At 74.3% G+C, this 25,383-nt stretch carries 21 protein-coding genes and 2 pseudogenes; 16 read left to right on the top strand and 7 right to left on the bottom strand.

Annotated features, from left to right (window positions below):
- Positions 1 to 26: 26 nt before the first annotated feature.
- The 6 genes from ACI79I_RS22110 to ACI79I_RS22085 all read left to right on the top strand — a co-directional run bounded on the left by ACI79I_RS22110 (position 27) and on the right by ACI79I_RS22085 (position 7,629).
- Positions 27 to 881 (top strand): SDR family oxidoreductase, encoded by an 855-nt coding sequence (locus ACI79I_RS22110; protein ID WP_456994475.1) that lies wholly within the window; start codon positions 27 to 29, stop codon positions 879 to 881.
- 133 nt (positions 882 to 1,014) lie between these two features.
- Positions 1,015 to 2,739: a bifunctional metallophosphatase/5'-nucleotidase gene (locus ACI79I_RS22105; protein ID WP_456994474.1), complete on the top strand. Its 1,725-nt coding sequence runs from the start codon at positions 1,015 to 1,017 to the stop codon at positions 2,737 to 2,739.
- Positions 2,740 to 2,981: 242 nt separating this feature from the next.
- Positions 2,982 to 3,842 carry an FAD binding domain-containing protein gene (locus tag ACI79I_RS22100; RefSeq protein ID WP_456994473.1) on the top strand — a complete coding sequence of 287 codons (861 nt, stop codon included), beginning with the start codon at positions 2,982 to 2,984 and terminating at the stop codon, positions 3,840 to 3,842.
- Positions 3,842 to 4,312: a (2Fe-2S)-binding protein gene (locus tag ACI79I_RS22095; RefSeq protein WP_456994472.1), complete on the top strand. Its 471-nt coding sequence runs from the start codon at positions 3,842 to 3,844 to the stop codon at positions 4,310 to 4,312. The genes ACI79I_RS22100 and ACI79I_RS22095 overlap by 1 nt, the downstream gene beginning before the upstream one ends.
- Complete coding sequence (gene pucD, locus ACI79I_RS22090) at positions 4,309 to 6,591, top strand: xanthine dehydrogenase subunit D (RefSeq protein WP_456994471.1); 2,283 nt, start codon at positions 4,309 to 4,311, stop codon at positions 6,589 to 6,591. Before ACI79I_RS22095 ends, pucD begins: the two co-directional genes overlap by 4 nt.
- Positions 6,592 to 6,594: 3 nt before the next feature.
- Positions 6,595 to 7,629, top strand: coding sequence for a s-methyl-5-thioribose-1-phosphate isomerase (locus ACI79I_RS22085; protein ID WP_456994470.1), 1,035 nt, complete (start codon positions 6,595 to 6,597; stop codon positions 7,627 to 7,629).
- A gap of 114 nt (positions 7,630 to 7,743) precedes the next feature.
- Here ACI79I_RS22085 and ACI79I_RS22080 read toward each other — a convergent pair whose 3' ends face one another.
- Positions 7,744 to 8,013, bottom strand: a complete 270-nt coding sequence (locus ACI79I_RS22080; protein WP_456994469.1) for a hypothetical protein — start codon at positions 8,011 to 8,013, stop codon at positions 7,744 to 7,746.
- 137 nt (positions 8,014 to 8,150) lie between these two features.
- Here ACI79I_RS22080 and ACI79I_RS22075 point away from each other — a divergent pair, with 137 nt between their 5' ends.
- The 5 genes from ACI79I_RS22075 (at position 8,151) to ACI79I_RS22055 (ending at position 13,113) form a co-directional block, all read left to right on the top strand.
- Complete coding sequence (locus tag ACI79I_RS22075) at positions 8,151 to 8,735, top strand: DUF1353 domain-containing protein (RefSeq protein WP_456994468.1); 585 nt, start codon at positions 8,151 to 8,153, stop codon at positions 8,733 to 8,735.
- 56 nt (positions 8,736 to 8,791) lie between these two features.
- Complete coding sequence (locus tag ACI79I_RS22070) at positions 8,792 to 9,313, top strand: pyridoxamine 5'-phosphate oxidase family protein (RefSeq protein ID WP_456994467.1); 522 nt, start codon at positions 8,792 to 8,794, stop codon at positions 9,311 to 9,313.
- 91 nt (positions 9,314 to 9,404) lie between these two features.
- Positions 9,405 to 10,532 (top strand): 5-methyltetrahydropteroyltriglutamate--homocysteine S-methyltransferase, encoded by a 1,128-nt coding sequence (locus ACI79I_RS22065; RefSeq protein WP_456994466.1) that lies wholly within the window; start codon positions 9,405 to 9,407, stop codon positions 10,530 to 10,532.
- 134 nt (positions 10,533 to 10,666) lie between these two features.
- A complete protein-coding gene (locus ACI79I_RS22060) occupies positions 10,667 to 12,907 on the top strand; it encodes a carbon starvation CstA family protein (protein WP_456994465.1) in 2,241 nt (746 codons plus the stop codon).
- On the top strand, positions 12,904 to 13,113 hold the full coding sequence (locus ACI79I_RS22055) for a YbdD/YjiX family protein (RefSeq protein WP_456994464.1): 210 nt from the start codon (positions 12,904 to 12,906) through the stop codon (positions 13,111 to 13,113). Before ACI79I_RS22060 ends, ACI79I_RS22055 begins: the two co-directional genes overlap by 4 nt.
- Before the next feature lie 124 nt (positions 13,114 to 13,237).
- On the opposite strand, the gene ACI79I_RS22050 is transcribed toward ACI79I_RS22055, so the two are convergent.
- Genes ACI79I_RS22050 through ACI79I_RS22035 form a run of 4 tightly spaced genes read right to left on the bottom strand, consistent with a single transcriptional unit; the run spans position 13,238 to position 18,794 of the window.
- Positions 13,238 to 14,941, bottom strand: a complete 1,704-nt coding sequence (locus tag ACI79I_RS22050) for an AMP-binding protein (RefSeq protein ID WP_456994463.1) — start codon at positions 14,939 to 14,941, stop codon at positions 13,238 to 13,240.
- Positions 14,938 to 15,378 (bottom strand): hypothetical protein, encoded by a 441-nt coding sequence (locus ACI79I_RS22045; protein ID WP_456994462.1) that lies wholly within the window; start codon positions 15,376 to 15,378, stop codon positions 14,938 to 14,940. Before ACI79I_RS22045 ends, ACI79I_RS22050 begins: the two co-directional genes overlap by 4 nt.
- A complete protein-coding gene (locus tag ACI79I_RS22040) occupies positions 15,375 to 17,288 on the bottom strand; it encodes a primary-amine oxidase (protein WP_456994461.1) in 1,914 nt (637 codons plus the stop codon). The genes ACI79I_RS22045 and ACI79I_RS22040 overlap by 4 nt, the downstream gene beginning before the upstream one ends.
- 24 nt (positions 17,289 to 17,312) lie before the next feature.
- A complete protein-coding gene (locus ACI79I_RS22035; protein ID WP_456994460.1) occupies positions 17,313 to 18,794 on the bottom strand; it encodes an APC family permease in 1,482 nt (493 codons plus the stop codon).
- Between the two features lie 246 nt (positions 18,795 to 19,040).
- On the opposite strand from ACI79I_RS22035, the gene ACI79I_RS22030 reads away from it, so the two are divergent.
- Both ACI79I_RS22030 and ACI79I_RS22025 read left to right on the top strand, forming a co-directional pair.
- Entirely contained in the window at positions 19,041 to 20,510 is a 1,470-nt protein-coding gene (locus tag ACI79I_RS22030; RefSeq protein WP_456994459.1) for an APC family permease, read from the top strand.
- Positions 20,507 to 21,262 carry an IclR family transcriptional regulator gene (locus ACI79I_RS22025; RefSeq protein WP_456994458.1) on the top strand — a complete coding sequence of 252 codons (756 nt, stop codon included), beginning with the start codon at positions 20,507 to 20,509 and terminating at the stop codon, positions 21,260 to 21,262. The genes ACI79I_RS22030 and ACI79I_RS22025 overlap by 4 nt, the downstream gene beginning before the upstream one ends.
- Here the strand turns inward: ACI79I_RS22025 and ACI79I_RS22020 are convergent.
- Positions 21,229 to 22,377, bottom strand: a complete 1,149-nt coding sequence (locus ACI79I_RS22020) for a CDP-glycerol glycerophosphotransferase family protein (RefSeq protein ID WP_456994457.1) — start codon at positions 22,375 to 22,377, stop codon at positions 21,229 to 21,231. The two genes, ACI79I_RS22025 and ACI79I_RS22020, sit on opposite strands and share 34 nt — an antisense overlap.
- Before the next feature lie 49 nt (positions 22,378 to 22,426).
- Here ACI79I_RS22020 and ACI79I_RS22015 point away from each other — a divergent pair.
- Both ACI79I_RS22015 and ACI79I_RS22010 read left to right on the top strand, forming a co-directional pair.
- Positions 22,427 to 22,702 (top strand): annotated as a pseudogene (locus ACI79I_RS22015) (hypothetical protein); the annotation flags it as partial.
- Positions 22,596 to 23,036, top strand: a pseudogene (locus ACI79I_RS22010) (SDR family oxidoreductase); the annotation flags it as partial. The pseudogenes ACI79I_RS22015 and ACI79I_RS22010, both read left to right, overlap by 107 nt.
- 177 nt (positions 23,037 to 23,213) lie before the next feature.
- Here the strand turns inward: ACI79I_RS22010 and glnA are convergent.
- Entirely contained in the window at positions 23,214 to 24,647 is a 1,434-nt protein-coding gene (gene glnA, locus ACI79I_RS22005) for a type I glutamate--ammonia ligase (RefSeq protein ID WP_456994456.1), read from the bottom strand.
- A gap of 165 nt (positions 24,648 to 24,812) precedes the next feature.
- Here glnA and ACI79I_RS22000 point away from each other — a divergent pair, with 165 nt between their 5' ends.
- Positions 24,813 to 25,232, top strand: a complete 420-nt coding sequence (locus ACI79I_RS22000) for an RDD family protein (protein ID WP_456994455.1) — start codon at positions 24,813 to 24,815, stop codon at positions 25,230 to 25,232.
- Positions 25,233 to 25,383 lie beyond the last annotated feature (151 nt).

The raw sequence follows: 25,383 nt of genomic DNA, 5'->3' as shown, positions 1-25,383 counted from the left end.
ATGTCCCCCGTGGGTAGGACACGACCATGTCGAGCACTCCGGACCGCGTCGTCCTCGTCACCGGCGGCAGCGCCGGCATCGGCCGCAGCACCGTGACCCGGCTGGCCCGTGGCGGGGCCCGGGTGGTCACCTGTGCCCGCGGGGGTGAGCGGCTGGCCGAGGCGCTCGCGGGCCTGCCCGGGGTCACCGGCGTGGTGGCCGACGTCGCCGACGCGGGGGACCGGGCCCGGCTGGTGGAGCGGGTCCTCGACGAGCACGGCCGGCTCGACGCCGTCGTCCTCAACGCGGGGCTGGGCTGGGCCGGGCTGGTCGAGGACATGCCCGGCGAGGTCGTCGAGGGCATCGTCGCGCTCAACCTGACCGGGGTCATCGAGGTGACCCGGCTGGCGCTGCCGCACCTGCTCACCGCGGCCGCCGAGCGGGGGCGTGGGGACGTCGTCACCATCGCGTCGGTCGCGGCCTGGTCGCAGGTGCCGCCGCTGACCGTCTACTCGGCGACCAAGGCCGGCGTGCACGGGTTCGTGAAGGGACTGCGCCGGGAGGTCACCTCCCGCGGGGTGCGGGTGCACACGGTCAACCCCGGCCCGGTCGCCACCGAGTGGCTGGCCCGCGGGCACGGCTCCCCACCGGCCTCGGACGCCGACGCGCCCGGCCGCCTCTCCCGGGGCATCGACCCCGACCGGGTGGCCGCCGGGGTCGAGCGCTGCCTCACGGCGCCGCGGTCGCGGACGGTGGCCGTGCCCCGCTGGATGGGGCTGGCCCGGCTGGGGGAGGTGCCGCCGGTCGACCGGCTGCTCGACCTGGGGCTCTCCCGCCAGGCGGGCCGGATCCGGCGGATCGCGGCCCGGTCGGTGGAGCGGCGCACCGGCCCGCGCGTTTGACGGACCGGTCCCGATCGCCCACGGTGGGTCGTGCGGCCGGCTCCGCGGTCGTCGTCCCGCGGTCGCCCGCGGTGACCTCGCTCGGGTGCCCGGGCCGGTACGCGCCGGGGACGCCCACCGCCTGGAGGACCGCATGCACCGCACCGTCCCGCGCCGCGCCGCCGTCCTCGCGGCCACGACCTCGACCCTGGCCGCGCTGACGGTGGCCTGCGTCGGCGCCCCCGCGGGTGCCGCGCCCGGCCCGCCGCCGGTGGAGGTGCAGCTGCTGGCCCTGAACGACTTCCACGGCAACCTGGAGCCGCCGTCGGGTTCCAGCGGCCGCATCCAGACCGGCGTCAACGCCGACGGCAGCCCGCAGACCGTGGACGCCGGTGGCGCGGCGTACCTGGCCACCCAGCTCGCCGCGCTGGCCGCCCAGCAGCGCGAGGAGAACACGATCACCGTCGCCGCGGGCGACCTGATCGGCGCCTCCCCGCTGCTGTCGGCGGCCTTCCACGACGAGCCCACCATCGAGTCCCTCGGCCTGGCGGGCCTGGACTACGCCAGCGTCGGCAACCACGAGTTCGACGAGGGCCCGGCCGAGCTGCTGCGCATCCAGGACGGCGGCTGCCACCCCACGGACGGCTGCGCCGACGGGACCCCCTACGAGGGCGCGGACTTCCAGTACCTGTCGGCCAACGCGTTCGTCACCGAGACCGGCGAGCCGCTGCTGCCGCCCTACGCCGTCCACCGCGTGCAGGGCGTCGACATCGGCTTCATCGGGATGACGCTGGAGGGCACTGGCGCCATCGTCAGCCAGGAGGGCACCGCCGGCCTGGAGTTCCGCGACGAGGTGGAGACGGCCAACCGCCTCGCCGCCGAGCTGCGGGGGCAGGGGGTCGAGGCGATCGTCGTCCTGCTGCACGAGGGCGGCGCGCAGACCGGGGAGAACGCCTGGGACGTCAACGGCTGCGCCGGCCTCACCGGGCCGGTCGTCGACATCGCCGCCGGCATGGACGACGCGATCGACGTCGTGGTCAGCGGCCACACCCACCAGGCCTACAACTGCGAGCTGGACGGCAAGCTGGTGACCAGCGGCAGCTCCTTCGGCCGGCTGGTGACCGACATCGACCTCACCCTCGACCGGCAGACCGGCGACGTCCTCACGGCGGCGGCCGAGAACGTGGTCGTGCGGCGCGACGTCGCGGCCGACGCCGCCCAGAGCGAGCTGATCGCCCGCTACCGGGAGGCGCTCGGGCCGATCGCCGGCGCGGTCGTCGGGACGGCGGCGGTCGACCTCACGCGCACCCAGGAGCCGCTGCTCGACGGCGCCGAGTCCGCACTGGGCAACGTGATCGCCGACGCCCAGCTCGCGGCCACGGACGACGAGGCCGGGGCGGTCGCCGCGTTCATGAACCCCGGCGGCGTGCGGGCCGACCTGCTGGCCGGCGAGGTCACCTACGAGGAGGCCTTCACGGTGCAGCCCTTCGCCAACAACCTGGTGACCCTCGACCTCACCGGCGCGCAGCTGCAGTGCCTGTTGGAACAGCAGTTCCAGCTGGAGCGGGTGCTGTACCCGGCCGGGATCTCGTACCGGGTCGACGCCGCCGGGGCCGCCGCGGCGGCGGGCGCCGACCCGTGCTCGGGCACCCGGGTGCCCGACGGGTCGGTGCAGATCGCCGGTCAGCCGGTGACGGCCGAGGCGACGTACCGGGTGACGGTGAACAACTTCCTGGCCGGCGGCGGGGACGGCTTCACCGTGCTCACCGGCGGCACCGACGCCGTGACCGGGCCGATCGACCTCGACGCGTTCACCGCCCACCTCGGCGCGGCCTCACCGGTGCAGGCCCCGGCCCTGGACCGGATCGCGCCCGTCTGACGACGCCGGTCCCGGGGCGCGGCGGGCCGGGGCCCGGGCGCCCGGACGGGCGCCGACCACGCGGCGTCCCGCGGGGACGACGACCCCGCCGCGTGGTCGGTGCCGGAGGGCCCCCTGCCCTCGGGCGGGTGGTCCCGGAACGGGGACGACACTCCTTGTCACGGTCTGCGTCGCGCTGTTTCCTCCTGGACACATCCCTCGTGCACAGTGCCGTGCACGCCGAGGGACAGCGAGGAGCGCCGATGGACTTCCTGCAGCCGACGACGTGGGCCGATGCGCTCGCCGCGCGCGCCGAGCGGCCGGACGCGCTGCCGATCGCGGGCGGCACCGACGTCATGGTCGAGCTCAACTTCGACTGGCGCCGTCCGGCAGCGCTGCTGGACCTGACCCGCGTGCGCGAGCTGCGCGAGTGGGACACCGAGGACGGTCGCGTCCGCCTCGGCGCCGGCGTCCCGTACGCGCGGGTGATCCGGGAGCTGGGGGCGCAGCTGCCCGGCCTGGCGATGGCCTCGCGCACCGTCGGGTCGCCACAGATCCGGGTGCGCGGCACGGTCGGCGGCAACCTCGGCTCGGCGTCCCCGGCCGGGGACGCGCACCCGCCGCTGCTGGCCGCCGGCGCGGAGGTGGAGCTGGTGTCGGCCGCCCGGGGCGCCCGGCGCGTGCCGGTCGCGGACTTCTACACCGGCGTCAAGCGCTCCGTGCTGGCCCCCGACGAGCTGATCGCCGCCGTCCTCGTGCCACCCGCAGCTGGGCCGCAGCAGTTCTGCAAGGTCGGCACCCGCAACGCGATGGTGATCGCGGTGTCGGCCTTCGCCGTGGCCCTGCACCCGGACCGGCGGGCGGTGGGCACCGGCATCGGGTCGGCCGCACCGACCCCGCGGCGGGCCCCGGAGGCCGAGGAGTTCCTCGCAGGGGAGCTGGACTGGGAGTCGCGCCGCCCCCTGCCCGAGGCGCTGGCCGCGGAGTTCGGGCAACGGGTCGCCGCCGCGGCCTCGCCCATCGACGACGTCCGGGGGAGCGCGGCCTACCGGCGGCACTCGCTGTCGGTGCTGGCCCGCCGGGCCGCCACCTGGGCCTGGGACGACCTGAGGAAGGCGGCCTGATGCGCGTCACGACCACGGTCAACGGGACGACCTCCGAGGTCGACGACGTCTGGCCCGGGGAGAGCCTGCTGTACCTGCTGCGCGAGCGCCTGGGGCTGCCGGGCGCGAAGAACGCCTGCGAGCAGGGCGAGTGCGGGTCGTGCACCGTCTATCTCGACGGCGAGCCGGTGTGCGCCTGCCTGGTCGCGGCCGGCCAGGCGATCGGCCGGGAGGTGACCACCGTCGAGGGGCTGGCCGAGGAGGGGCGGCTGCACCCGGTGCAGGAGGCCTTCGTCGAGGCCGGCGCCGTGCAGTGCGGGTTCTGCACGCCCGGCCTGGTGGTGGCCGCGCACGACCTCCTCGCCCGGGTGCCCCGCCCCAGCGACCCGGAGATCCGGGAGGCGCTGGCCGGCAACCTGTGCCGCTGCACCGGCTACGAGAAGATCCTCGACGCGGTCCGGCTGGCCGCGGCCGAGCAGGCCGCGCGATGACCGCCATCGAGGCCGGGGTCCGGGCTCCCGGCCGGATCGGCGAGAGCGCGCCGCGCCCCGACGCCACGCTCAAGGTCACCGGGGAGTTCGCCTACGCCAGTGACCTGTGGCACGACGACATGGTCTGGGGCGTCACGCTGCGCAGCCCGCACCCGTCCGCCCGCATCCGCCGGATCGACGTCTCCGAGGCGCTCACCGTGCCGGGGGTGACCGCCGTCCTCACCGCGGACGACGTCCCGGGGGAGAACGCCTACGGGCTCGAGCACGCCGACCAGCCGGTGCTCGCCGCCGACGTCGTCCGCTACGAGGGCGAGCCGGTGGCCCTGGTGGCCGCCGACCACCCCGAGACCGCGCGCCGGGCGGCCGCCCGGATCCGGGTCGACTACGAGATGCTGCCCGCGGTCACCGACCCCCGCCGGGCCCTGGACGACGACGCCCCGCGCGTGCAGCCCGGCGGCAACCTGGTGCGCCACCTGCGGCTGCGGCGTGGCGAGGAGCACCCGAGCGCCCCCGTCGTGGTCAGCCTGGACTTCGAGGTCGGCATGCAGGACCAGGCCTTCCTCGGGCCCGAGTCCGGGCTCGCCGTCCCGGCCGAGGACGGCGGCGTCGACCTCTACGTCGCCACCCAGTGGCTGCACGTCGACCAGCGGCAGGTCTGCCTGGCGCTGGGGCTGCCCCCCGAGAAGGTGCGGCTCACCCTCGCCGGCGTGGGCGGTGCCTTCGGCGGCCGCGAGGACCTCTCGGTGCACGTGCACGCCTGCCTGCTGGCGCTGCGCACCGGGCGGCCGGTGAAGATGAGCTACGGCCGCGAGGAGTCCTTCTACGGCCACGTGCACCGCCACCCCGCGACGATGACCTACGAGTTCGGCGCCGAGCGCGACGGCACGCTGGTCTACGCGCGGGCCCGGGTGCTGCTCGACGGCGGCGCGTACGCCTCGTCCACCGCGGCGGTCGTGGGCAACGCCGGCCTGCTCGGGATGGGGCCCTACCGCTTCCCGTCGGTGGCGGTCGACGCCTACGGGGTGTTCACCAACAACCCGCCGTGCGGGGCGATGCGCGGGTTCGGCTGCGTGCAGGCCGCCTTCGCCCACGAGGCCCTGATGGACGAGCTGGCCGCCGCCGTCGGCGTGAGCCCGGTCGAGATCCGGCAGCGCAACGGCCTGCGCGAGGGCGACCGCACCATCACCGGCCAGCTGGTCGACTCCGCGGCACCGGTGGCCGAGCTGGTGCAGCGGGTCGCGGACATGCCGCTGCCCCCGCCGGCGGACGCCACCGACCTGCGCGCCCTGCCTGGCGCCGTGGGCAACACCACCCACGGAGAGGGCGTGCGGCGGGGCGTCGGCTACGCCGTGACGATGAAGAACATCGGCTTCTCCGAGGGCTTCGACGACTACTCCACCGCGCGGGTGCGGCTGGAGGTGACCGGCGGCGAGGCCGTGGCCACCGTGCACACGGCCGCCGCGGAGGTCGGCCAGGGGCTGGTCACCGTGCAGCAGCAGATCGCCCGCACGGAGCTCGGGGTGGAGCGGGTGGTCGTCGTCCCGGCCGACACCGCGGTCGGCTCGGCCGGCTCGACGTCGGCGTCCCGCCAGACCTACGTGACCGGCGGCGCGGTCAAGGCCGCCTGCGAGGCGGTGCGAACGGCGGTGCTGCAGCGGGCCGCGGTCGCCCTCGGCCGGCCGGTCGGGGGGCTGGAGCTGGAGGGGGAGAAGGTGGTCGGGCCGGGCGGTGAGGTGCTGGCGGGCCTGGCCGAGGTGCTGGGGGACGACGCGGTCGAGGAGACCGTCGAGTGGCGGCACCGCCCCACCCACGCCGTCGACCCGGAGACCGGGCAGGGCGACGCGCACGTGCAGTTCGCCTTCTCCGCGCACCGGGCCGTCGTGGACGTTGACACCGAGCTCGGCCTGGTCAAGGTGGTCGCCCTCGACACCGCCCAGGACGTCGGGAAGGCGATCAACCCCGACGCGGTGGTGGGCCAGATCCACGGCGGGTCGGCGCAGGGCATGGGCCTGGCGCTGATGGAGGAGGTCGTGGTGACCGAGGGGCACGTGCGGAACCCCTCGTTCACCGACTACCTGCTGCCGACGATCCTCGACGTGCCGCCGATGCGGGTGGAGGTCCTCGAGTACGCCGACCCGCACGCGCCCTACGGCGTGCGCGGGGTGGGCGAGCCGCCGACGATCTCGTCCGGGCCCGCGGTGGCCGCCGCGGTGCGGGCCGCCTGCGGGCGGCCGCTGCGCCGGGTGCCGATCCGCCCGGAGCACGTCACGGGCACCTGAGCCGTGACCGCTCCCGTGGACGTCCCCGTCCCCACGCTCGTCGGGCGGAGCGTGGTGGTCGAGGCCGACGCCGTCCGGATCCTCGACCGTCGCGTCTTCCCCTTCCAGCGCCGCTGGGTGACCTGCCGCGACCACGAGGAGGTCGCCACCGCGATCGAGGAGATGGTCACCCAGAGCCTCGGCCCGCTGTTCGCCGCGGCCGGCGGCATGACCCTGGCCGCGCGCCACGCCGACCGCCTGGCGACGGCACAGGCGCGGCGCGACCACGTGACGGCTGCCGGCGCCCGGCTGGTGGCCACCCGGCCGACGAACAACGGGATCCGGGACGTCGTGGCCGAACTGCTCGCGGTGGCGACGCGGACCGCGGACGCCGGGGAGCCGGTGGGGCCCGCTGTCGAGGCCGCCGCCCGGGACCTCGCGGAGCGCACCCGGGCCGGGCACCGGCGGCTGGGCGAGCACGCCGCCGCGCTGGTCCCCGACGGCGCCACCGTGCTGACCCACTGCTGGGCCGACGCCTACCTGACCGAGACGGTGGCGGCCGTGCTGCGGTCGGGCCGGCGGATCGACGCCGTCTGCACCGAGACCCGGCCCTACCTGCAGGGCGCCCGGCTGACGGCGGAGAGCCTCGGCGAGATGGGCGTGCCCACGCGGCTGGTCACCGACGGCGCCGCCGCCCACCTGATGAGCCGCGGCGAGGTCACCCTCTTCGTGACCGGGGCCGACCGGGTCACCATGGACGGCTGCGTCGTCAACAAGATCGGCACGCTGCAGATCGCCGTCTCGGCGCACGCGTTCGGGGTGCCGTTCGTGGCGCTGGTGCAGGCACCGGACCGGCAGGCGCCCGACGCGGCCGCCGTCGACCTCGAGGACCGCGACGGCCGGGAGGTCCTGCACTGCCTGGGGCGCCGCACCGCATCGGAGCGGGTCACCGGCGTCTACCCGGCCTTCGACGTCACGCCGGCCCGGTTCGTGAGCGTCGTGGTCACCGACCGCGGGCGCTTCGCGCCCTCGGACCTCGCCTCCTACCCCTTGGCATGAGGGCCGCCACCGCGCGGGACGAGGCGGTCACCCGACGCGGGACGGCCTCCCGCCGGGCGCTCGTCCTGGAGGAGGCGGCGACCGCGACCCGCCGCCGGCCGGGGTCCCATGCGGTCAGCCCCGGAGGGCGTCCTCGGCGTCGGGGTACCCGGCCAGCACGTCCTCGAGTTCGACGATGCGGGGGAAGTCGGCGGCGTCCTGGTGGCGCAGCAGGAACGTGACGGTGCGCCGGACGAGCGCCTCCTCGTCGGCGCCGGTGACGCCCAGCCGGTCGAGGACCTCCGGGGTGAACTGCACCCAGGACTCCACGTCCTCGCCCGCGTCCTGCAGACGGACGACGTACTCGTGCTCGCCCTGTGCCTCGATCCGGAACGGCTCGCTCATCTCCCGGGGCTACCCGGCAGCCGGGCGCGGACACCGCACTCCCGGTGCCGCCGTGCCCCGGCTCCCGCGCGACTGCGGCACCGTCCTGCCACCATCCGGGTGTGCCGTTCGAGTCGCCGGACCTGACCGTCCGCCGCGTGGACGCACAGACCTGGGCGGTCGTCGACCCGCTGGTCTACCGCGGGGAGCGGGACCGGTTCGTCGTGCCCGCCGGCTTCCGCACCGACTTCGCCACGGTGCCGCGGCTGGTGGTCTGGCTCGTGCCGCGGTTCGGCGCCTACACGCTGGCCGCGATCCTGCACGACTGGCTGTGCACGGAGGGCATCCGCTCGGGGGTGGTGACCTCACGCGAGGCCGACGGGCTGTTCCGGCGGGTGATGCGGGAGAGCGGGGTGCCCGTGCTGCGCCGCTGGCTCATGTGGTGCGGCGTGCGGTGGGGCGCCCTGGTCGACCCGCTCCGGCGGCCGGGGTGGCTGCTCAGTGCCCCCGGGGTGGTGGCCATCTCGCTGCTGGCCGCGCCCCTCGTCGTCCCGCCGGCGGTGGTGATCGCACCGGGCCTGCTCGTCTTCGCGGTGGCCGAGGGAGTGGTCGGCTGGTTCGCGCCGACCCGCGCCGAGCACCTGGTCGTCCCGGCGCCGCGGGGCGCGTTTGTGGCCACGGACAGCCCGGAGGGGATCGCCTTGGGATCGACGCAGGTCGACGGAGGGGAGGCTGCCCGCTAGCGTCCGGCCAGCCTGCCGGCACCGGCGCGGGTGGGCCTGGCGAGCAGGAGCCGCGCATGGCGATCACAGTGGCCGAGTTCCGGGACGTCGCCGACGGGACGCAGCCCGGCCAGTTCGAGGTCGGACACCGGCACGCGGTCGACAGCCTCGAGGACCTCGATCCCGTCTACAAGCAGCTGATCGACGGGCCGGTCACCGCGGTGGTCGCCGTCATGGGCGCCACCGGGCGGCCGAACCTGACCCCGGTCTGGTTCGACTACGAGGGCAACACCGTGCTGCTCAACCTGGCCACCCACCGCAAGAAGGTCGACTGGCTGCGGGCCAACCCGCAGGCGACCTTCCTGCTGATGAACCCGGCGAACCCCTACCACTGGCTGAGCGTCAAGGCCACGGTCACCCGCGAGGTCTCCGAGGACGACCCGGAGGAGGGCCCGCGGGTCACCGCCCAGCTGGACAAGATCTGGAGGAAGTACACCGGCGACGAGGGGCACTACGCCCTGCGCGACCCCGGCCGCGACGAGCGGCGCGTGCTCTTCGAGCTGCGGGTGGACACGATCGCCACCTTCGGCCGGCCCTGACCCGCCGTCCGCGGCCGGCCCCGTCGTGCGCGGCGGGCCGGCCGCGGCGGAGGGGGCTGCGCGGGGGAGGCGCGACGAGCAAGCTGTCGCCATGACCGACCTCTCCGGCCCGCCGTTCCGCGCCGACCACGTCGGCAGCCTGCTGCGACCCCAGCGTCTGCTGGACGCCCGAGCCCGCGCCGCCGCCGGGGAGATCGACGCGGCGGAGTTGCGCCGCGTCGAGGACGAGGCGATCACCGAGGCGGTCCGCATGCAGGAGGACGTCGGCCTGCGGAGCGCGACCGACGGCGAGTTCCGCCGCGCCACCTGGCACATGGACTTCATCTACGCGATCAACGGCATCACCAAGGTGGAGGGCGAGGGCCGGCCGGTCCACTTCCGCAACGCCGACGGGTCGCTGGACTGGACGCCGGCCGGCCTGCACGTCGACGGCCCGCTCTCCATCGACGAGCCGATCTTCGGCGGCGACTTCGCCTACCTGCAGTCGGTGGTGAGCGACCGGCAGACGGCGAAGCTGACCATCCCCTCGCCGTCGATGGTCCACTACCGCGGCGGGGCCGCGGCCATCGACCCGGCGGTCTACCCGGACGAGGACGCCTTCTGGGACGCGCTGTCGGCGGCCTACCGGCAGCAGGTCCGCGGGATCGCCGACCAGGGCTGCACCTACCTGCAGCTGGACGACACCAGCCTGGCCTACCTCAACGACCCCGCCCAGCGGGCCGAGCTGGCCGAGCAGGGCCGGGACGCCGAGCACCAGCACGAGCGCTACATCCGGCAGATCAACGCGGCGCTGGCCGACCGGCCCGAGGGGCTGACCGTCACGACGCACATGTGCCGCGGCAACTTCCGCTCCTCGTGGGCCGCCGAGGGTGGCTACGACTTCGTCGCCGAGGCGCTGTTCGGCGGCCTGGAGGTCGACGGCTTCTTCCTCGAGTACGACGACGCCCGCTCCGGGGGCTTCGAGCCGCTGCGGTTCGTCCCGCCCGGCAAGCGGGTCGTCCTGGGCCTGGTCACCAGCAAGCGCCCGGAGCTGGAGGACAAGGACACCCTCAAGCGGCGCATCGACGAGGCAGCGGAGTACGTGCCGATGGAGCAGCTGTGCCTCTCCCCGCAGTGCGGCTTCTCCTCGACGGTCGAGGGCAACGCGCTCACCCGCGAGGACCAGGCCGCCAAGCTCCGGCTGGTCGTCGAGACCGCCCAGGAGGTCTGGGGCTCCTGAGCGGCCCCCCGCAGGGTCCCGGCGGTCACGGGCGCGTCTCCTTCCGGTGGTGCGCCGGGCCGGGTCCTTGCATGCTCGTCCCTGACGCGGGCGGCGTCGTCCGGGCGCTGCCCTGACCTGCAGGGAGGGCGCTCATGTCCACGACCGTCAGGACGGACGCCGCCGGCGGCGGGCAGCCCCCGGGCGGGGCCGGGCGCCGCCGTCCGACGCTGCGCACCGTGCTGGTCTGGGGCGCGGTGTCGGTGGTCGGCGCGGTCGCCTGGACCGTCCTGGCCCTGGCGCGCGGTGAGACGGTCTCCGCGCTGTGGATCCTCTTCGCGGCGCTGTGCTCGTACGCCATCGCCTACCGCTTCTACGCGAAGTTCATCGCCCGCCGCGTGCTGCAGGTCGACGACCGGCGGGCCACCCCGGCCGAACGCCTGCACAACGGCATCGACTTCGACGTGACCGACCGGCGGGTGCTGTTCGGCCACCACTTCGCCGCGATCGCGGGCGCCGGACCACTCGTCGGGCCGGTGCTCGCCGCCCAGATGGGTTACCTGCCCGGGACCATCTGGATCATCGTCGGCGTCATCTTCGCCGGCGCGGTCCAGGACATGACGGTCCTGTTCTTCTCGATGCGCCGCAACGGCAAGAGCCTCGGCCAGATGGTCCGCGAGGAGATCGGGGTCGTCGGGGGCATCGCGGCCCTGATCGCCGTCTTCGCGATCATGATCATCATCCTGGCGGTGCTGGCGCTGATCGTGGTCAACGCCCTGGCCGAGTCGCCGTGGGGTGTCTTCTCGATCGCGCTGACCATCCCCATCGCCCTGTTCATGGGCGTCTACCTGCGCACGATCCGGCCCGGCCGCGTGCTGGAGGCCACCGCGATCGGCGTCGTCCTGCTCCTGCTGGCCGTCATCGGCGGTGGGTGGATCGACGACACCGGGCTCGGCGAGGCACTGACGCTGTCCAAGGAGTGGCTGGTCCTCGCCCTGGTCGTCTACGGGTTCGTCGCCTCGGTGCTGCCGGTGTGGCTGCTGCTCACCCCGCGCGACTACCTGTCGACGTTCATGAAGGTCGGCGTCATCGTCCTGCTCGCGATCGGGCTGCTGCTCGCCCGCCCGGTGCTGCAGGCCGACGCGGTGACCCAGTTCGCCCGCGAGGGCACCGGTCCGGTCTTCGCCGGGTCGCTGTTCCCGTTCGTGTTCATCACGATCGCCTGCGGCGCGCTGTCGGGGTTCCACGCCCTCATCTCGTCCGGGACGACGCCGAAGATGGTGGCCAAGGAGAGCCAGGTCCGCCTCATCGGCTACGGCGGCATGCTGATGGAGTCCTTCGTCGCGATCAGTGCGCTGATCGCCGCCGTGGTCATCGACCAGGGGCTCTACTTCGCGATGAACAGCCCGGCCGGCGTCACCGGCGGGACGGCGGAGACGGCGGCCACCTACGTCAACGGCCTGGGCTTCCCGACCACGGCGCAGGACATCGCCGCGGCGTCCGCGGCGGTGCAGGAGCCGAGCCTGGTCTCCCGCACCGGCGGGGCGCCCACGCTGGCCGTCGGCATCGCCAACATCCTGTCCGACGCCTTCGGGGCCGGGATGGCGGCGTTCTGGTACCACTTCGCGATCATGTTCGAGGCGCTGTTCATCCTCACCGCCGTCGACGCCGGCACCCGGGTGGGCCGGTTCATGCTGCAGGACACGATCGGCAACGTCTGGAAGAAGTTCGGTGACCTGTCCTGGCGGCCCGGCAACCTCATCGCCAGCGCGATCACCGTGGGCCTGTGGGGTTACATCCTCTACGTCGGGGTGACCGACCCCCTCGGTGGCGTCAACCAGCTCTTCCCGCTGTTCGGCATCGCCAACCAGCTGCTGGCGGCCATCGCGCTGACGCTGGTGACGGTGCTGCTGATCAAGCACGGCAAGCTGAAGTACGCGTGGGTCACCGCCGTCCCGCTGGTGTGGGACCTCGTCGTCACCATGACGGCGAGCTTCCAGAAGGTGTTCTCCTCCGACCCGGCCGTCGGCTACTTCGCGCAGCGCCAGCGCTACGCCGACGCCCAGGCGGCGGGGGAGCTGCTCGCCCCGGCGCAGGACCCCGGCCAGATGGACCAGGTCATCTACAACTCGACGCTCAACGGCATCCTGCAGGCGGTGTTCGCCTGCCTGACGCTGGTCGTGGTGGCCAACGCGGCGTTCGTCATCGCACGGGCGATCCGCGCCCGCGGACCGGTGCCGACCACCGAGGAACCGCCGGTCCCGTCGCAGCTCGTCGAGCCCTCCGGGTTGTTCCCCACCGCCGAGGAGAAGCGCGCCATGGCCGAGCACGAGCGCCTGGTCGGCGCCGGGGCGCGGGGCCAGGGGACCTTCACCGAGGAGGGTCCGGCACGGTGAGCGAGGGGATGACCGCCGTGCGGTCGGCCGCCGTCCGCACCTGGCGGGGGGTGCGCTGGTACCTGCGCGAGTGGAGCGGGGAGGCGCGCTGGGACGACTACCTGCGGCACTGCGCCGAGCACGGGCACCAGCCGATGACCCGGCGGGAGTTCGAGCGCCGTCGCGCCGACGCCCTGGAACGCACCCCGGTCAGCCGCTGCTGCTGACCCGGGGGTCGTGATCAGGTGACCTGACCACGGCGTGTCCTCCCTCACGGCAGACCGGGGGAGGACACGCCGGGGTGCGGGAGGACGGGCGCGGCCTGCCGGACCGGCCGCGCCGTCCCGCGCCTCAGCCGCGCAGCCCCGGGAACTGGTCGTCGCGCCACTCGCCCGGGCGGGGGCCCTCGACGCCGGCCAGCTCCTCCTCCCGCCCGCGCAGCTCGACCCGCCGGATCTTGCCCGAGATGGTCTTGGGCAGGTCGGCGAACTCGATGCGGCGCACCCGCTGGAACGGGGCGAGGTGCTCGCGGGCGTACCGCAGGATCGCCTGCGCCGTCTCCGCGGTCGGCTCGTGCCCGGGGGCGAGGGCGACGTAGGCCTTCGGCACGGCCAGCCGCACCGCGTCGGGCGCCGGCACGACGGCGGCCTCGGCCACCGCGGGGTGCTCGATGAGGACCGACTCCAGCTCGAACGGGCTGATCTTGTAGTCGCTGGCCTTGAACACGTCATCGGTGCGGCCGACGTAGGTGATGTACCCGTCGGCGTCCCGGCCGGCGATGTCACCGGTGTGGTAGTAGCCGCCGGCCATCGCCTCCGCGTTGCGGTCGGGGTCGCCCTGGTAGCCGGTCATCAGCGGCAGCGGCGACCGGGCGAGGTCCAGGCAGATCTCGCCCTCGCCCGGCCCCTCCACCGGGCGGCCGGTGAGCGGGTCCACCAGCGCCACGGGCACGCCCGGCAGCGGCCGGCCCATCGAGCCGGGCTTGACGACCGACTCGGGTGTGTTGCCGATCTGCGCGGTGGTCTCGGTCTGGCCGTAACCGTCGCGGATGGTGAGCCCCCACGCCCGCCGGACCTGCTCGATGACCTCCGGGTTGAGCGGCTCCCCGGCGCCGATCACCTCGCGCAGCGCGCCAGGGCCCCCGGAGAGGTCGGCGTTGATGAGCATCCGCCACACCGTCGGCGGCGCGCAGAACGACGTCACCCCGTGCGCGCGGATGCGGTCCAGCAGCGTGCCCGGCTCCAGCCGCCGGTAGTTGTGCAGGAAGACCGTGGCCTCGGCGATCCACGGGGCGAAGAAGCAGGACCAGGCGTGTTTCGCCCAGCCGGGGGAGGAGACGTTGAGGTGGACGTCGCCCGGCCGCAGCCCCAGCCAGTACATCGTGCTCAGGTGCCCGACGGGGTAGGAGACCTGGGTGTGCTCGACCAGCTTGGGCCGGGAGGTCGTGCCCGACGTGAAGTACAGCAGCAGGGGGTCGCCGGGCGCGGTGCCCGGGTGCGCGGCGGGACCGGCGTCCCGGCCCTCGGCCTCGCGCAGGTCGGCCCACCCGGCGGCCGCGCCGACGCTGAGCCGGGTGTAGTCGCCGGGCACGGCGTCGAACTTGGCGGTGTCGGCGGCGTTGCACAGCACGTGCCGGGCGCCGCCGCGGCCGACCCGGTCGGTGAGGTCGGAGGGGCCGAGGGCGGTGGTCGTCGGCATGATGACCGCGCCCAGCTTCATGATCGCCAGCATCGACTCCCACAGCTCGACCTGGTTGCCCAGCATGAGCAGCACCCGGTCGCCGCGGCCGACGCCCCGGTCGGCGAGCCAGGCGGCGACCTGGTCGGAGCGGCGGGCCATCTCGTCGTAGGTCCGCGTGGTGGTGGAGCCGTCGTCCTCGGCGAGCACGAGCGCCGGCCGTCCGTTGCCCCGGGCGACCGCGTCGAACCAGTCCACCGCCCAGTTGAACCGGTCCCCGAGGTCGGGCCAGCGGAACTCGGTCACCGCCCGGTCGTGGTGCCCGCGCAGGGCGAGCAGCTGGTCGCGGGCGGCACGGTAGGCGTCGGTCGCGGTCATGGTCGGGGAGTCTCCTCTCGATCGGCGGCCGGCGGCAGCCGGCCGGCCGCGGCCCGGACGGTGAGAGCGAGCAGGACCGCCAGGCCCAGCAGGAGGGAGGCGCCGACCAGCCACAGCCCCGCCGCGGGGAGGGCGGCGCCGTGCGCGTGACCGCCGTCCCCGGAGGCCGCGGGTGCGTGGACGGCGAGCATGCCGAGGTCCAGGCCGACGGTCGTGGCCCACACCGCCGGCGACGGCGCCCTCCACAGGTGCCAGGCGCAGGGCAGGCAGGCCAGCGCCATCCCGGCCATCGCGAGCGAGGACAGCGACGCGGTGCTCACCCCGGTCAGGTGCACGGCCGCCGAGGCGAGGGCGAGCAGCGCCGCCCCCCGCCCGGCGGGGCCGGCCCCGGCCCACGACGTGGACCGGGGCCGGCCGGGGACGACGACCGTCGTCACGACTCGTGCGCGCAGTGACCCGAGGTCGACCTCGGCGTCCCCAGGGCGGGGTTGCGGTCGAAGAAGCCGACCGGCTTGAGGGTGAAGCCGGCGTAGTCGGTCGGCATGACCGGCCAGTCCTCCGGGCGGGGGAAGTGGGTCAGCCCGAAGGTGTGCCACAGGACGACGTCCTGCCCCTCCAGCGGGCGGTCGGCCTGGACGAAGGCGGGCAGGCCCGCCGCGCCCGGGTGCTGGTTGACGAAGTCGCCGGCCGCGTAGCGCTCGGCCGGGTCGTACTGCGTCACCCACAGGCTCTTGGTGCCGAAGGTGGCGCGCTGGTGGATCGAGGAGGACTCGTCGGCCAGCATCAGCGGCAGGTTCTCCGGGTGCAGCGCGTACCCGACCGGCTGACCCAGGCGGTTGGTCTTCTCGGGGTTGAGGACGTGCCAGACCCGCCCGACCGTGCCGTCGGCCACCCGGGTGCCCTCGGACTCCCGCGTGATCGGTGTGGACCGGCGGGTGAACGCGTTGCCGTAGGGGTTGCTGTCGCTCACCGGCACCCGGACGGCGTCCACCTCGTGCACCGTGTTGCGGTCGCCGTCGACGGCCATGTCCAGCCGCGCGGAGAACAGGTGCTGGTGGAACGGCGCGCCCAGACCGGGGGCGATCTCGGTGGCGTAGGGGTGCTCGTCGCCGCGGTAGGAGGACGTGAACACGATGCCGGTCGCCTTGGACTCCAGCTGGATGGTCCCGTCCAGGTAGAGGTACCAGTAGAAGCCGTAGTCGTAGTTGCCGATCGTGGTGAAGAAGCTGATCACCAGCCGGCGCGAGCGGCGGGTCTCGGCCATCCCGTTGAACAGGTCGGTGTGCTTCCACCCGACGCCGTAGTCCTCCTCGTGGAGGCAGATGGCGTTGCGCAGCACCCGCGGCGCGCCCTCCTCGTCGGCGATGGTGGCGTCGAAGTAGTGGATCTCGCCGAGGCAGTCGCAGCCGAGCTCGAGGGCGTTGGTGTAGCGGGCGAAGAGGTACTCGCCGGTGTCGAAGTAGTTCTGCCAGAAGCGCACCGGTGAGGGGTCGGCGTAGGGCACGACCATCTCCGAGATCGACGCGCGGTAGACCACCGAGCGGCCGTCGACCGACACCTGGTGCAGGGTGAGCCCCTCCCGGACGTCGAACCCGACCCGCACCTCCCAGCCGGCCCAGCGCACGACGTCGTCCTCGACGGTGAAGCTCGGCCCCTCGGGCTGGGTGATCTCGATCGGCTTGAGGTCGCGGGACGGGGACCGGTGGGCCTCGGCGTCCCACTCGCCGCGCTCGGCCGGCACGGGGAGGTCGTAGTGGTCGTGCACCGCGGTCGTCACGCCGCGGGTGATGTCGACGTAGGCGACCACGCCGTCCACCGGGTGCGCCCACGGCAGGTCGCGCTCGTCGGCCTGGTGGAAGCCGAGGACGCGGACCACCCGATGGCCGAACTCCTCGGGGAAGTACGAACCCGCCGACAGCGGCACGGCGCGCACGTTCGCGACGTCCAGCCCGCGCTTGGCCATCGCGGCGATCCAGCGCTCGTCGGCGGCCAGGATCGGCTCGATCGCCTCGAACTCGGCGTCGAGGATCGGCACCTGGCCGTCGGCGACACCGTCGATCTCGACGTCCCGGACGACCGACCGGCCGGTCACCGAGACGGTCAGGTCGCGCCCGGTCCCGGTGGCACGGTCGAGCAGCAGGACCCGCAGCCGGCGCTCGACCGGCTGGCCCGGCCGCCACGCGAGGACGTCGCGCTTGTGCGGCTCGTCGAGGCCGACGTAGACGAACTTGGTCTGCTCGCCGACCAGGCCGGCCTCGCGGACGATCTCGCTCGCCGCGGTGATCTCCTCGGCGGTCATGCGCGACAGCGGGTGGGTGGCGGTGGTGGCAGGGGCGGTGAGGGTCATGACTCTCCGATCGGGGGACGGCGGTCAGATCTGCGGAGCGGAGTCGGCGGGGGAGGCGGCGGTGAGGTCGCGGGCCGCCCGCGGGCGGGCCGCGGCCAGTGCCCAGCCCGCGGCCAGCGCGACGGCGAGCAGGACACCGGCGCCGACGCCCAGGACGGTGGAGCCGCCCATGAGCAGCGGCAGGTTCTCGACGAGGAGGACGAGGATCGCGGCGAGCCCGAGCAGGCCGAGCGCGGGCGCGACCAGGGTCTGCCAGGGACGGCGGTCCACGCCCGTGCGGCGGAAGAAGACGAGCACCGCCAGGCAGGCCAGCAGCATGAGGACGACGATCCCGACGCTGGCGATGCCGGCCAGCCAGGTGAAGACCTCCAGGACCGGGTCCAGGCCGGCGATGACGCAGACGGCCATGACCAGGGCGCCCACGCCGGAGGTCACCAGCGAGGCGACGTGCGGAGAGGCGTGGCGGGCGTGGCTGCGGCCGCACACACCGGGCAGCACGCCGGTGTTGCCGAGGGAGAAGAAGTAGCGGGCCAGCACGTTGTGGAAGGCCAGGATCGCCGCGAACAGGCTGGTCACGAAGAGCACCTGCATCACGTCGGCGGCCGCCGTCCCGACGAAGCGCTGGGCGGTGGCGACCACGATGCCGCCGGGGTCCGCGGCGGACTCCTCGACGATGCGGCTGTCGCCCCATGCGCTCACGATGGCCCATGCGGACACGGTGTAGAAGACCGCGATGATGGTCAGCGCGGCGTAGGTGGCCCGCGGGATGGTGCGCTCGGGGTCGCGGGCCTCGTCGCGGAAGATCGCCGTCGCCTCGAAGCCGATGAACCCGGCGATGGCGAACATCAGGCCGATGCCCGGTGCGCCGGAGAGGACGTCGCCGGGGGTCAGCAGCGCCGTCGACAGGCCCTCGTCCCCACCACCCCGGCCGACGACGGCGGCGTCCAGCACGAGCACGATGCCCACCTCGGCGACCAGCAGGATGCCGAGCACCCTGCTCGACAGCTCGATGTGCCGGTAGCCGAGCACGCCGGTGACCGCGAGGACGAGGACGGTCCACAGCCACCACGGCAGGTCCGGGCCGCCGTAGCCGGTCACCAGGTCGTCGAGCAGGAACCCGATGTAGCCGTAGACGGCCCCCTGCACGGTGACGTAGCTGATCAGCGCGACCAGCGCGCTGCCGAGGCCCGCGCCGCGGCCCAGCCCGGTGCCGATGTAGGAGTAGAAGGCGCCGGCGTTCGGCACGTGCCGGGTCATCGCGGTGAACCCGACGGCGAAGAACATCAGGACGACGGCGGCGACGACGTACATCGCCGGGTAGCCCGGGCCGTTCCCCGCCGCGATCCCGATGGGCACCGAGCCGGCGATCACCGTCAGCGGGGCGGCCGCGGCCACCACCATGAAGACGATCGCGGCCGGGCCCAGGCGCCCCCGCAGCCGGTGGCCGGCGGCCGCCGGAGCGGCGGTGCCGGCGGCGGTGGGGGGCGGGTCGGAGACGGTGGCCATGCGGGACCTCCGGGGGTCGGGGACGACCGGGACACTGTGTCGCCCGCCCCGGCCAGCGCGGTCACACGGCCGTAACTTCGCGGAAACGTCCGTGTAACCCCGAACGAGACGGCGGTCACACTTTTCTCATTCGGGACCGACCCCGCGGGCACGACCCCTCGCTACGCTCGCCCACCGTCGAGATCCGCGGCGTGCGCAGGGCGAGGTCCCCTCGGTGTGCGCACTCCGCTGCGGGACGGGAGCGTCATGGCGGAGCGGACCGGGGCACGGCCGGCCGGCCGGTTGCCCGCCCGCTCGCCGGTCGCGGGCCTGCGCCGACGGCGGCTGAGCTTCCTGGAGGTGCTGGCCCAGTCGGTCTCCGCGCTGGCGCCGTCCGCGGCGATGGTCGTCGTCCCGTCCATCGTGCTGGTCGAGTCCGGCGCGGCGACCCTCCCGGCCTTCGTCGCCGCGACGGTCCTCGTGCTCCTGGTGGGCTGGTGCCTCGGCCAGTTCGGACGGCGGATGGCGGCCGTGGGCGGCACGTACAGCTACACCGCCAAGGGCCTCGGGCCGGTCGGCGCCCTGGTGGGCGGCTGGGCCTCGCTGGTGGCCTACGCGGCCGTCGCGATGTCCGCGCTGGTCGGGACGGCGATCTACCTCGCCGGCGTCGTGGGGGTGGCGCCCACGCCCCTGGTGGTGGCCGCCCTCGGCGCGGGGGTCGGGGCGCTGGCCACGCTGTGCACCGTCCGCGGCATCCAGTTGTCGGCCCGGCTGGCCCTGGCCCTCGAGGTGCTCTCCATCGTCGTGGTGCTCACCGTGCTCGCCGTCCTGCTGGTGGCACCCCGCGGCGGACCGGGCAGCGCCGCCGCGCTGGTGGACGCGCCCGTGCAGTGGGACGGCGTCGCGGTCGGCGTGGTCCTCGGCGTCACCGCGTTCATGGGCTTCGAGAGCGCGGCGACCCTGGGCGTCGAGGCCCGCCGCCCGCTGGTCGCCGTCCCCCGGGCGGTGCTGTGGACCCCCGCGGTGGCCGGCGTGCTGTTCGTCGTCGCCGCCGCCGCGCAGGTCGTCCTGCTGCGCGCCGCGCCGCTCGACGTGCTGACCAGCCCCGTGCCGGTGGCCGAGCTCGCCGACCGGGAGGGGCTGGGCCTGCTCCGGCGGGTCCTCGACCTGGGCATCGCCGCGTCGTTCTTCGCCTGCGTCACCGGGTCGACCAACGCGCTGGGGCGGGTGCTGTTCTCCATGGGCCGCGAGGGCGTGCTGCCGCCCGCGCTCGGCCGCACCCACCCCCGCTTCGACACCCCGCACGTGGCGCTGGCCGTCGGCCTGCCGGCGGTGGTCGGCGTGCCCGTCGTCGCGCTGGCCGCCGGCGGCGGGTCCCGCGCCGTCCTCGCCACGTCGCTGACCGTCTCCGCCTTCGGCTACGTGGTCGCCTACGTGCTGGCCTGCCTGGCGATGCCGGCCTTCCTCCGCCGGATCGGCGAGCTGACCCGGCCGGCCGCGGTCGGCGGCCTCGTCGCCGGGGGCGTCGGCCTGGTCGTGCTGGTCGCCGCGATCGCCGGGGCCTCCTGGTCGGGCGGCCGCACCGTGGTCGCGGTCTTCCTGGCCGCGATGGCGCCGGGGCTGGCCTGGGCGGCGTGGCTGCGCTGCCGGCACCCCGGGCGGCTGCGGGCGGTCGGCGTCTACGACCAGGCCACGGCGAGCAGCGTGCTGCCGGGCAGCGTCGGACCGGTGCGATGACCCCCGCCGTCGACCGCGGCCTCACCGGCCGTCAGCCCAAGGCCGTGCAGAGCGCGCTGGCCATCCTCGAGGCGGTGGCCCGGGCGGGGGCCGGCGTCACGGCCAAGGAGGTGGCGGAGGACGTCGGCCTGCCACCGGCCACCACCTACCGGCTGCTCAACCTGCTGGTGGGGGAGGAGTACCTGGTCCGGCTGCCGGACCTGCACGGGTTCGCCCTCGGGCGCAAGGTCGCGGGGCTGGCCGGCGGTGCGGCCTCGGCGCAGGTGCCCACGGCCGCGCGCGAGGTCGTCGGCGAGCTCCGCCGGCAGGTGCGCTCCGGCGTCCACCTGGTGCTCTACGCCGGGCCGGTGCTGCGCTGCGCCGACGTCGACCCCGACCACCCGCTGCGCTCGACCGAGGAGGTGGAGCGTCACCTGCACGCCACCGCCGTCGGCAAGCTCCTCCTCGCCGAGCAGCCCGACTGGCGCGACGTCGTCCCGCCGCGGCGGCTGTTGCGGCTCACCGCGCGCACCGTGACCCGGCCGGCCGAGCTCGAGGCCGAGCTGCGGGGGATCGGCGAGCGGGGGACGGCGGTGCAGGCGGGCCAGCTGCACGAGGGGGTCTCCTGCGCGGCGGTGCCGGTCCGCGCACCGTCGGGCGTGCTGGTGGGCGCGATCGCGGTGACCGGCCCCGGTGAGGACGAGACGGTCGCCGCCGGCCGCGCCGCGTACGCCGCTCCCTACGCCGACCGGCTGGGTCCACTGCTCGGCTGAGCCGGCACCAGGGGTGGTGCTCCTGCCCGGTCACCGGAGGTCCCGGGCTGGGCCTGGGGGAGGACCAGGTCGAGGGCCCGCTCGGTGGCGTGCCCGTCCTCGCGGTGGCAGAACCGCTCCCGGAAGCGGTCGTAGCGTCCGCGGAAACGGGCCGTGACGTCCGCCACGTCGCGGATGGCGTCGAGGACCTCGTCGACGGTGGTGAGCAGAGGACCGGGGGCGATCTGCTCGAAGTCGAAGTAGAACTCGCGGAGGTCGCCGCGGTAGTGGTCCAGGTCGTAGGTGAAGTAGATGATCGGCTTGCCGGTGACGGCGAAGTCGAACTGGACCGACGCGTAGTCGGTGACCAGCACGTCCGCGGCGAGGTTCAGGTCCCGGATGTCGGGGTGGTCGGACACGTCCATGACGGCCGGCAGGTCGACGCCGTCCAGGGCGTCGGTCACCTGGTAGTGCAGCCGCACCAGCAGGACGTGGTCGGACCCCAGCCGCTCGGCGAACCGGTCGAGGTCCAGGTGCAGCCGGTACTCGGGGCCGTCCTCGTCGGCCAGCTCGTCGTCGCGCCACGTCGGGGCGTACAGGACGGCGGTGCTGCCGGCCGGGATGCCGAGGTCGGCGCGGATCCGGTCGCGTGACCGTGCGGCGTCGGGTGCGTTGAGCAGGTCGTTGCGCGGATAGCCGGTCTCGTGGACCGGCCCGTGGTAGCCGAAGATGTCGCGGAGCAGCCGCGAGGAGTCGGCGTTCTGCGACAGCAGCAGGTCCCACCGGGCGATGTCCCGGTCGACGACCGCGGGCACGTCGGGGTCGAACGTGACGTCGCGGTGCACCGCCTTCAGCGGCGTGCCGTGCCACGTCTGCAGGTAGGTGGCGCCCGGCCGCTTGGTCCAGTCCATCGACAGGTGGGTGTTCGACACGACCAGATCGGCGGACTCGAGCGCCGCGACCGCCTCGGGCCCCTCTTCGGGGACGGTCGCGGTGTCCGGCGGGAACTCGTTCGCGTGGCCCGCTGCGGCCAGCCAGACGTGCTCGACGGCGTCCCCGCGTGCGAGCAGCGCCTCGTGGAGGGCCCGCGGGTTGTCCGAGTACCGGCCGTCAAGACTGCGGTAGGCGATCTTCACGTGCTCTCTTCGGGGTCATCCGGCGAAGGGCTCGGATTCGACCCCGCGAGTGGAGACCCCATCGTGGGAGCGGGCCCGAACCCGCACCCCGGAGGACGTCCGCCGCGCAGGCGCGGACACGAGCGTCGGGCCGGGAGGGCAGGACCACGGCACCGCTCGGACCGAGGGCGGACCCGCCGGTCCCCGGTGGTCCAGACCCTCAGGAGGGCCCCTCGTGCGTGTCCGTCTCCGCCCGCTCGACCAGCAGGTCGTCGTCGTCACCGGTGCCTCCAGCGGCATCGGCCTGGTCACCGCCCGCCGCGCCGCGCAACGCGGCGCCGCCGTCGTGCTGGCCGCCCGCAACGAGCAGGCGCTGCAGGAACTGGCCGACGAGATCCGGCGGGGTGGGGGGCGGGGCGGTCCCGGTGGTCGCCGACGTCGGCCGCCAGGAGGACGTCGCGCGGGTGGCGGCCACCGCGCTCAGCGAGTTCGGCCGGTTCGACACCTGGGTCGACAACGCCGCCGTCTCCGTCTTCGGCGAGATCCCCTCAGTGACGGTCGAGGACATGCACCAGGTGTTCGACACCGTGTACTGGGGTGTCGTCCACGGCTGCCTGGAGGCGGTGGAGCACCACCGGAGCCGGACCGACGAGTACGGCGGGTCGATCGTCACCGTCGGCAGCCTCTTCGGCGACCGGTCCACACCCGTGCAGTCGACCTACGCGAGCGCCGAGCACGGTCGTGGACGCCGAACCGGGCTCCCGCTTCTGGACCGCACGCCCCGGGTGCACCGCGGCCCCCGACCTCGGCTGGGTCGGGGGCCGCAGGTCCCGCAGGGTGGGTCGGGTGTCCGTCGATCAGATGTCGTAGTACATCGCGAACTCGTGCGGGTGCGGCCGCAGGCGGATCGGGTCGATCTCGTTCTCGCGCTTGTACTCGATCCAGGTCTCGATCAGGTCGGGGGTGAACACGCCCCCGTCGATGAGGTACTCGTGGTCGGTCTCGAGGTTGTCCAGGACGGCGTCCAGCGAGGCCGGGACCTTCTCGATGCCGAGGGCCTCCTCGGGCGGCAGCTCGTAGAGGTCCTTGTCGACCGGGGCCGGCGGCTCGATCTTGTTCTTGATGCCGTCGAGGCCGGCCATGAGCATCGCCGAGAACGCGAGGTAGGGGTTGGCCGACGGGTCGGGCACGCGGAACTCGATGCGCTTGGCCTTGGGGCTGTCACCGGAGATCGGGATGCGGCAGCAGGCCGAGCGGTTGCGGGCCGAGTAGACGAGGTTGATCGGGGCCTCGTAGCCGGGGACCAGGCGGTGGTAGCTGTTCACCGTCGGGTTGGTGAAGGCCAGCAGCGACGGGGCGTGGGCCAGCAGGCCGCCGATGTAGTGGCGGGCGGTGTCGGAGAGCCCCGCGTAGCCGGTCTCGGCGTGGAAGAGCGGCTCGCCGTCCTTCCAGAGGCTCTGGTGGCAGTGCATGCCCGAGCCGTTGTCGCCGTAGAGCGGCTTGGGCATGAACGTCGCCGACTTGCCCGCCTGCCACGCGGTGTTCTTGATGATGTACTTGAACAGCATCAGGCTGTCGGCCGCGCGCAGCAGGGTGTCGAACTTGTAGTTGATCTCGGCCTGGCCGCCGGTGCCGACCTCGTGGTGACCCCGCTCGAGCTCGAGGCCGGCCTTGGTGAGGTTGAGCATCATGTCGGCGCGCAGGTCGCTGTAGTGGTCGTAGGGCTCGACCGGGAAGTAGCCGCCCTTGGCGCGGGTCTTGTAGCCCAGGTTGGGCCCGCCGTTCTCGCCGGTCAGGGCGCCGGAGTTCCACGACCCCTCGACCGAGTCGATGTGGTAGTAGCCCTCGTTGATGCCGGTGGAGTGCCGGATCGAGTCGAAGACGTAGAACTCCGCCTCGGGGCCGAAGTAGGCGGTGTCGGCGATGCCGCTGCTGGCCAGGTAGGCCTCGGCCTTCTTCGCCACGTTGCGCGGGTCGCGGCTGTAGGCCTCCCGCGTGATCGGGTCGTGGATGAAGAAGTTGACGTTCAGCGTCTTGTGCTTGCGGAACGGGTCCACGAAGGCGCTGTTGGCGTCGGGCAGCAGCAGCATGTCCGACTCGTTGATCGCCTGGAACCCGCGGATCGAGGAGCCGTCGAAGCCGAGGCCCTCGGAGAACGTGTCCTCGCCGAACGTCGACGCCGGGATGGTGAAGTGCTGCATGACGCCGGGCAGGTCGCAGAAGCGGACGTCGACGAACTCGACGTCGTTGTCGCGGATGTAGGCGGCGACCTCGTCGGGACTGGTGAACATCGATCCTCCGGGAGTGGGCGGATTGCCGAACCGCAAGCTACGAGCCGGGAGTTGCCCGCCAGTGTCTCCGGTGTTTCAGACCGGTAACAACGGGCCGGGCGTGTCGCCGGGGTCCTCCTGACCGGTCTCGGTGGGCGGCTGCGAGCGGGTCCTACGCTGGCGGTCATGGTCAGGGACGTGCAGCCACCCTCCCAGGAGCGCCCCCGGGGCGCGTCGTTGGGGCTGCCCGCCGAGGGCCCCGGCTCGCTGGCGACGTTCACCAGCCGGGCCGGCGCGTTCGTGGTCGACGCGCTCGCCGCGGCGCTGGTCGCCGGGCTGTTCACCGCGCCGGACCTGCCGGGCAACTGGAGCCTGGTGTCCTTCGCGCTGGTCACCGTCGGGACCCTCGTGCTGTTCGGGCAGACGCCGGGCATGCGGCTGCTGGGACTCCGCCTGGCCCACCCGCGGGCCGGGGCGCGGCTCGCGGTGTGGCGGGCCGTCGTCCGGACGGCGCTGCTCATGCTGCTGCTGCCCGCCCTGGTGGTCGACGCCGACGGCCGCGGCCTGCACGACCGGCTGACCGACACCGCCGTCGTCCGCGCCTGAACGCCCGGCGCCCCCCCTGCGGCCGGTGAGCGCGTCCGGCCCCCACACGCGACGAGGGCACGGGGCCGTACGACTTCCCGCTGGTCGAGTCCGCCTTCATCATCGCCGGGGCCTGGCCGGTGATGTCGGACGACTTCACCCCGTCCGGGCT

It is taken from the genome of Geodermatophilus sp. SYSU D01105 (assembly GCF_054050095.1).
This window is presented reverse-complemented; position numbering and strand designations above follow the sequence as displayed.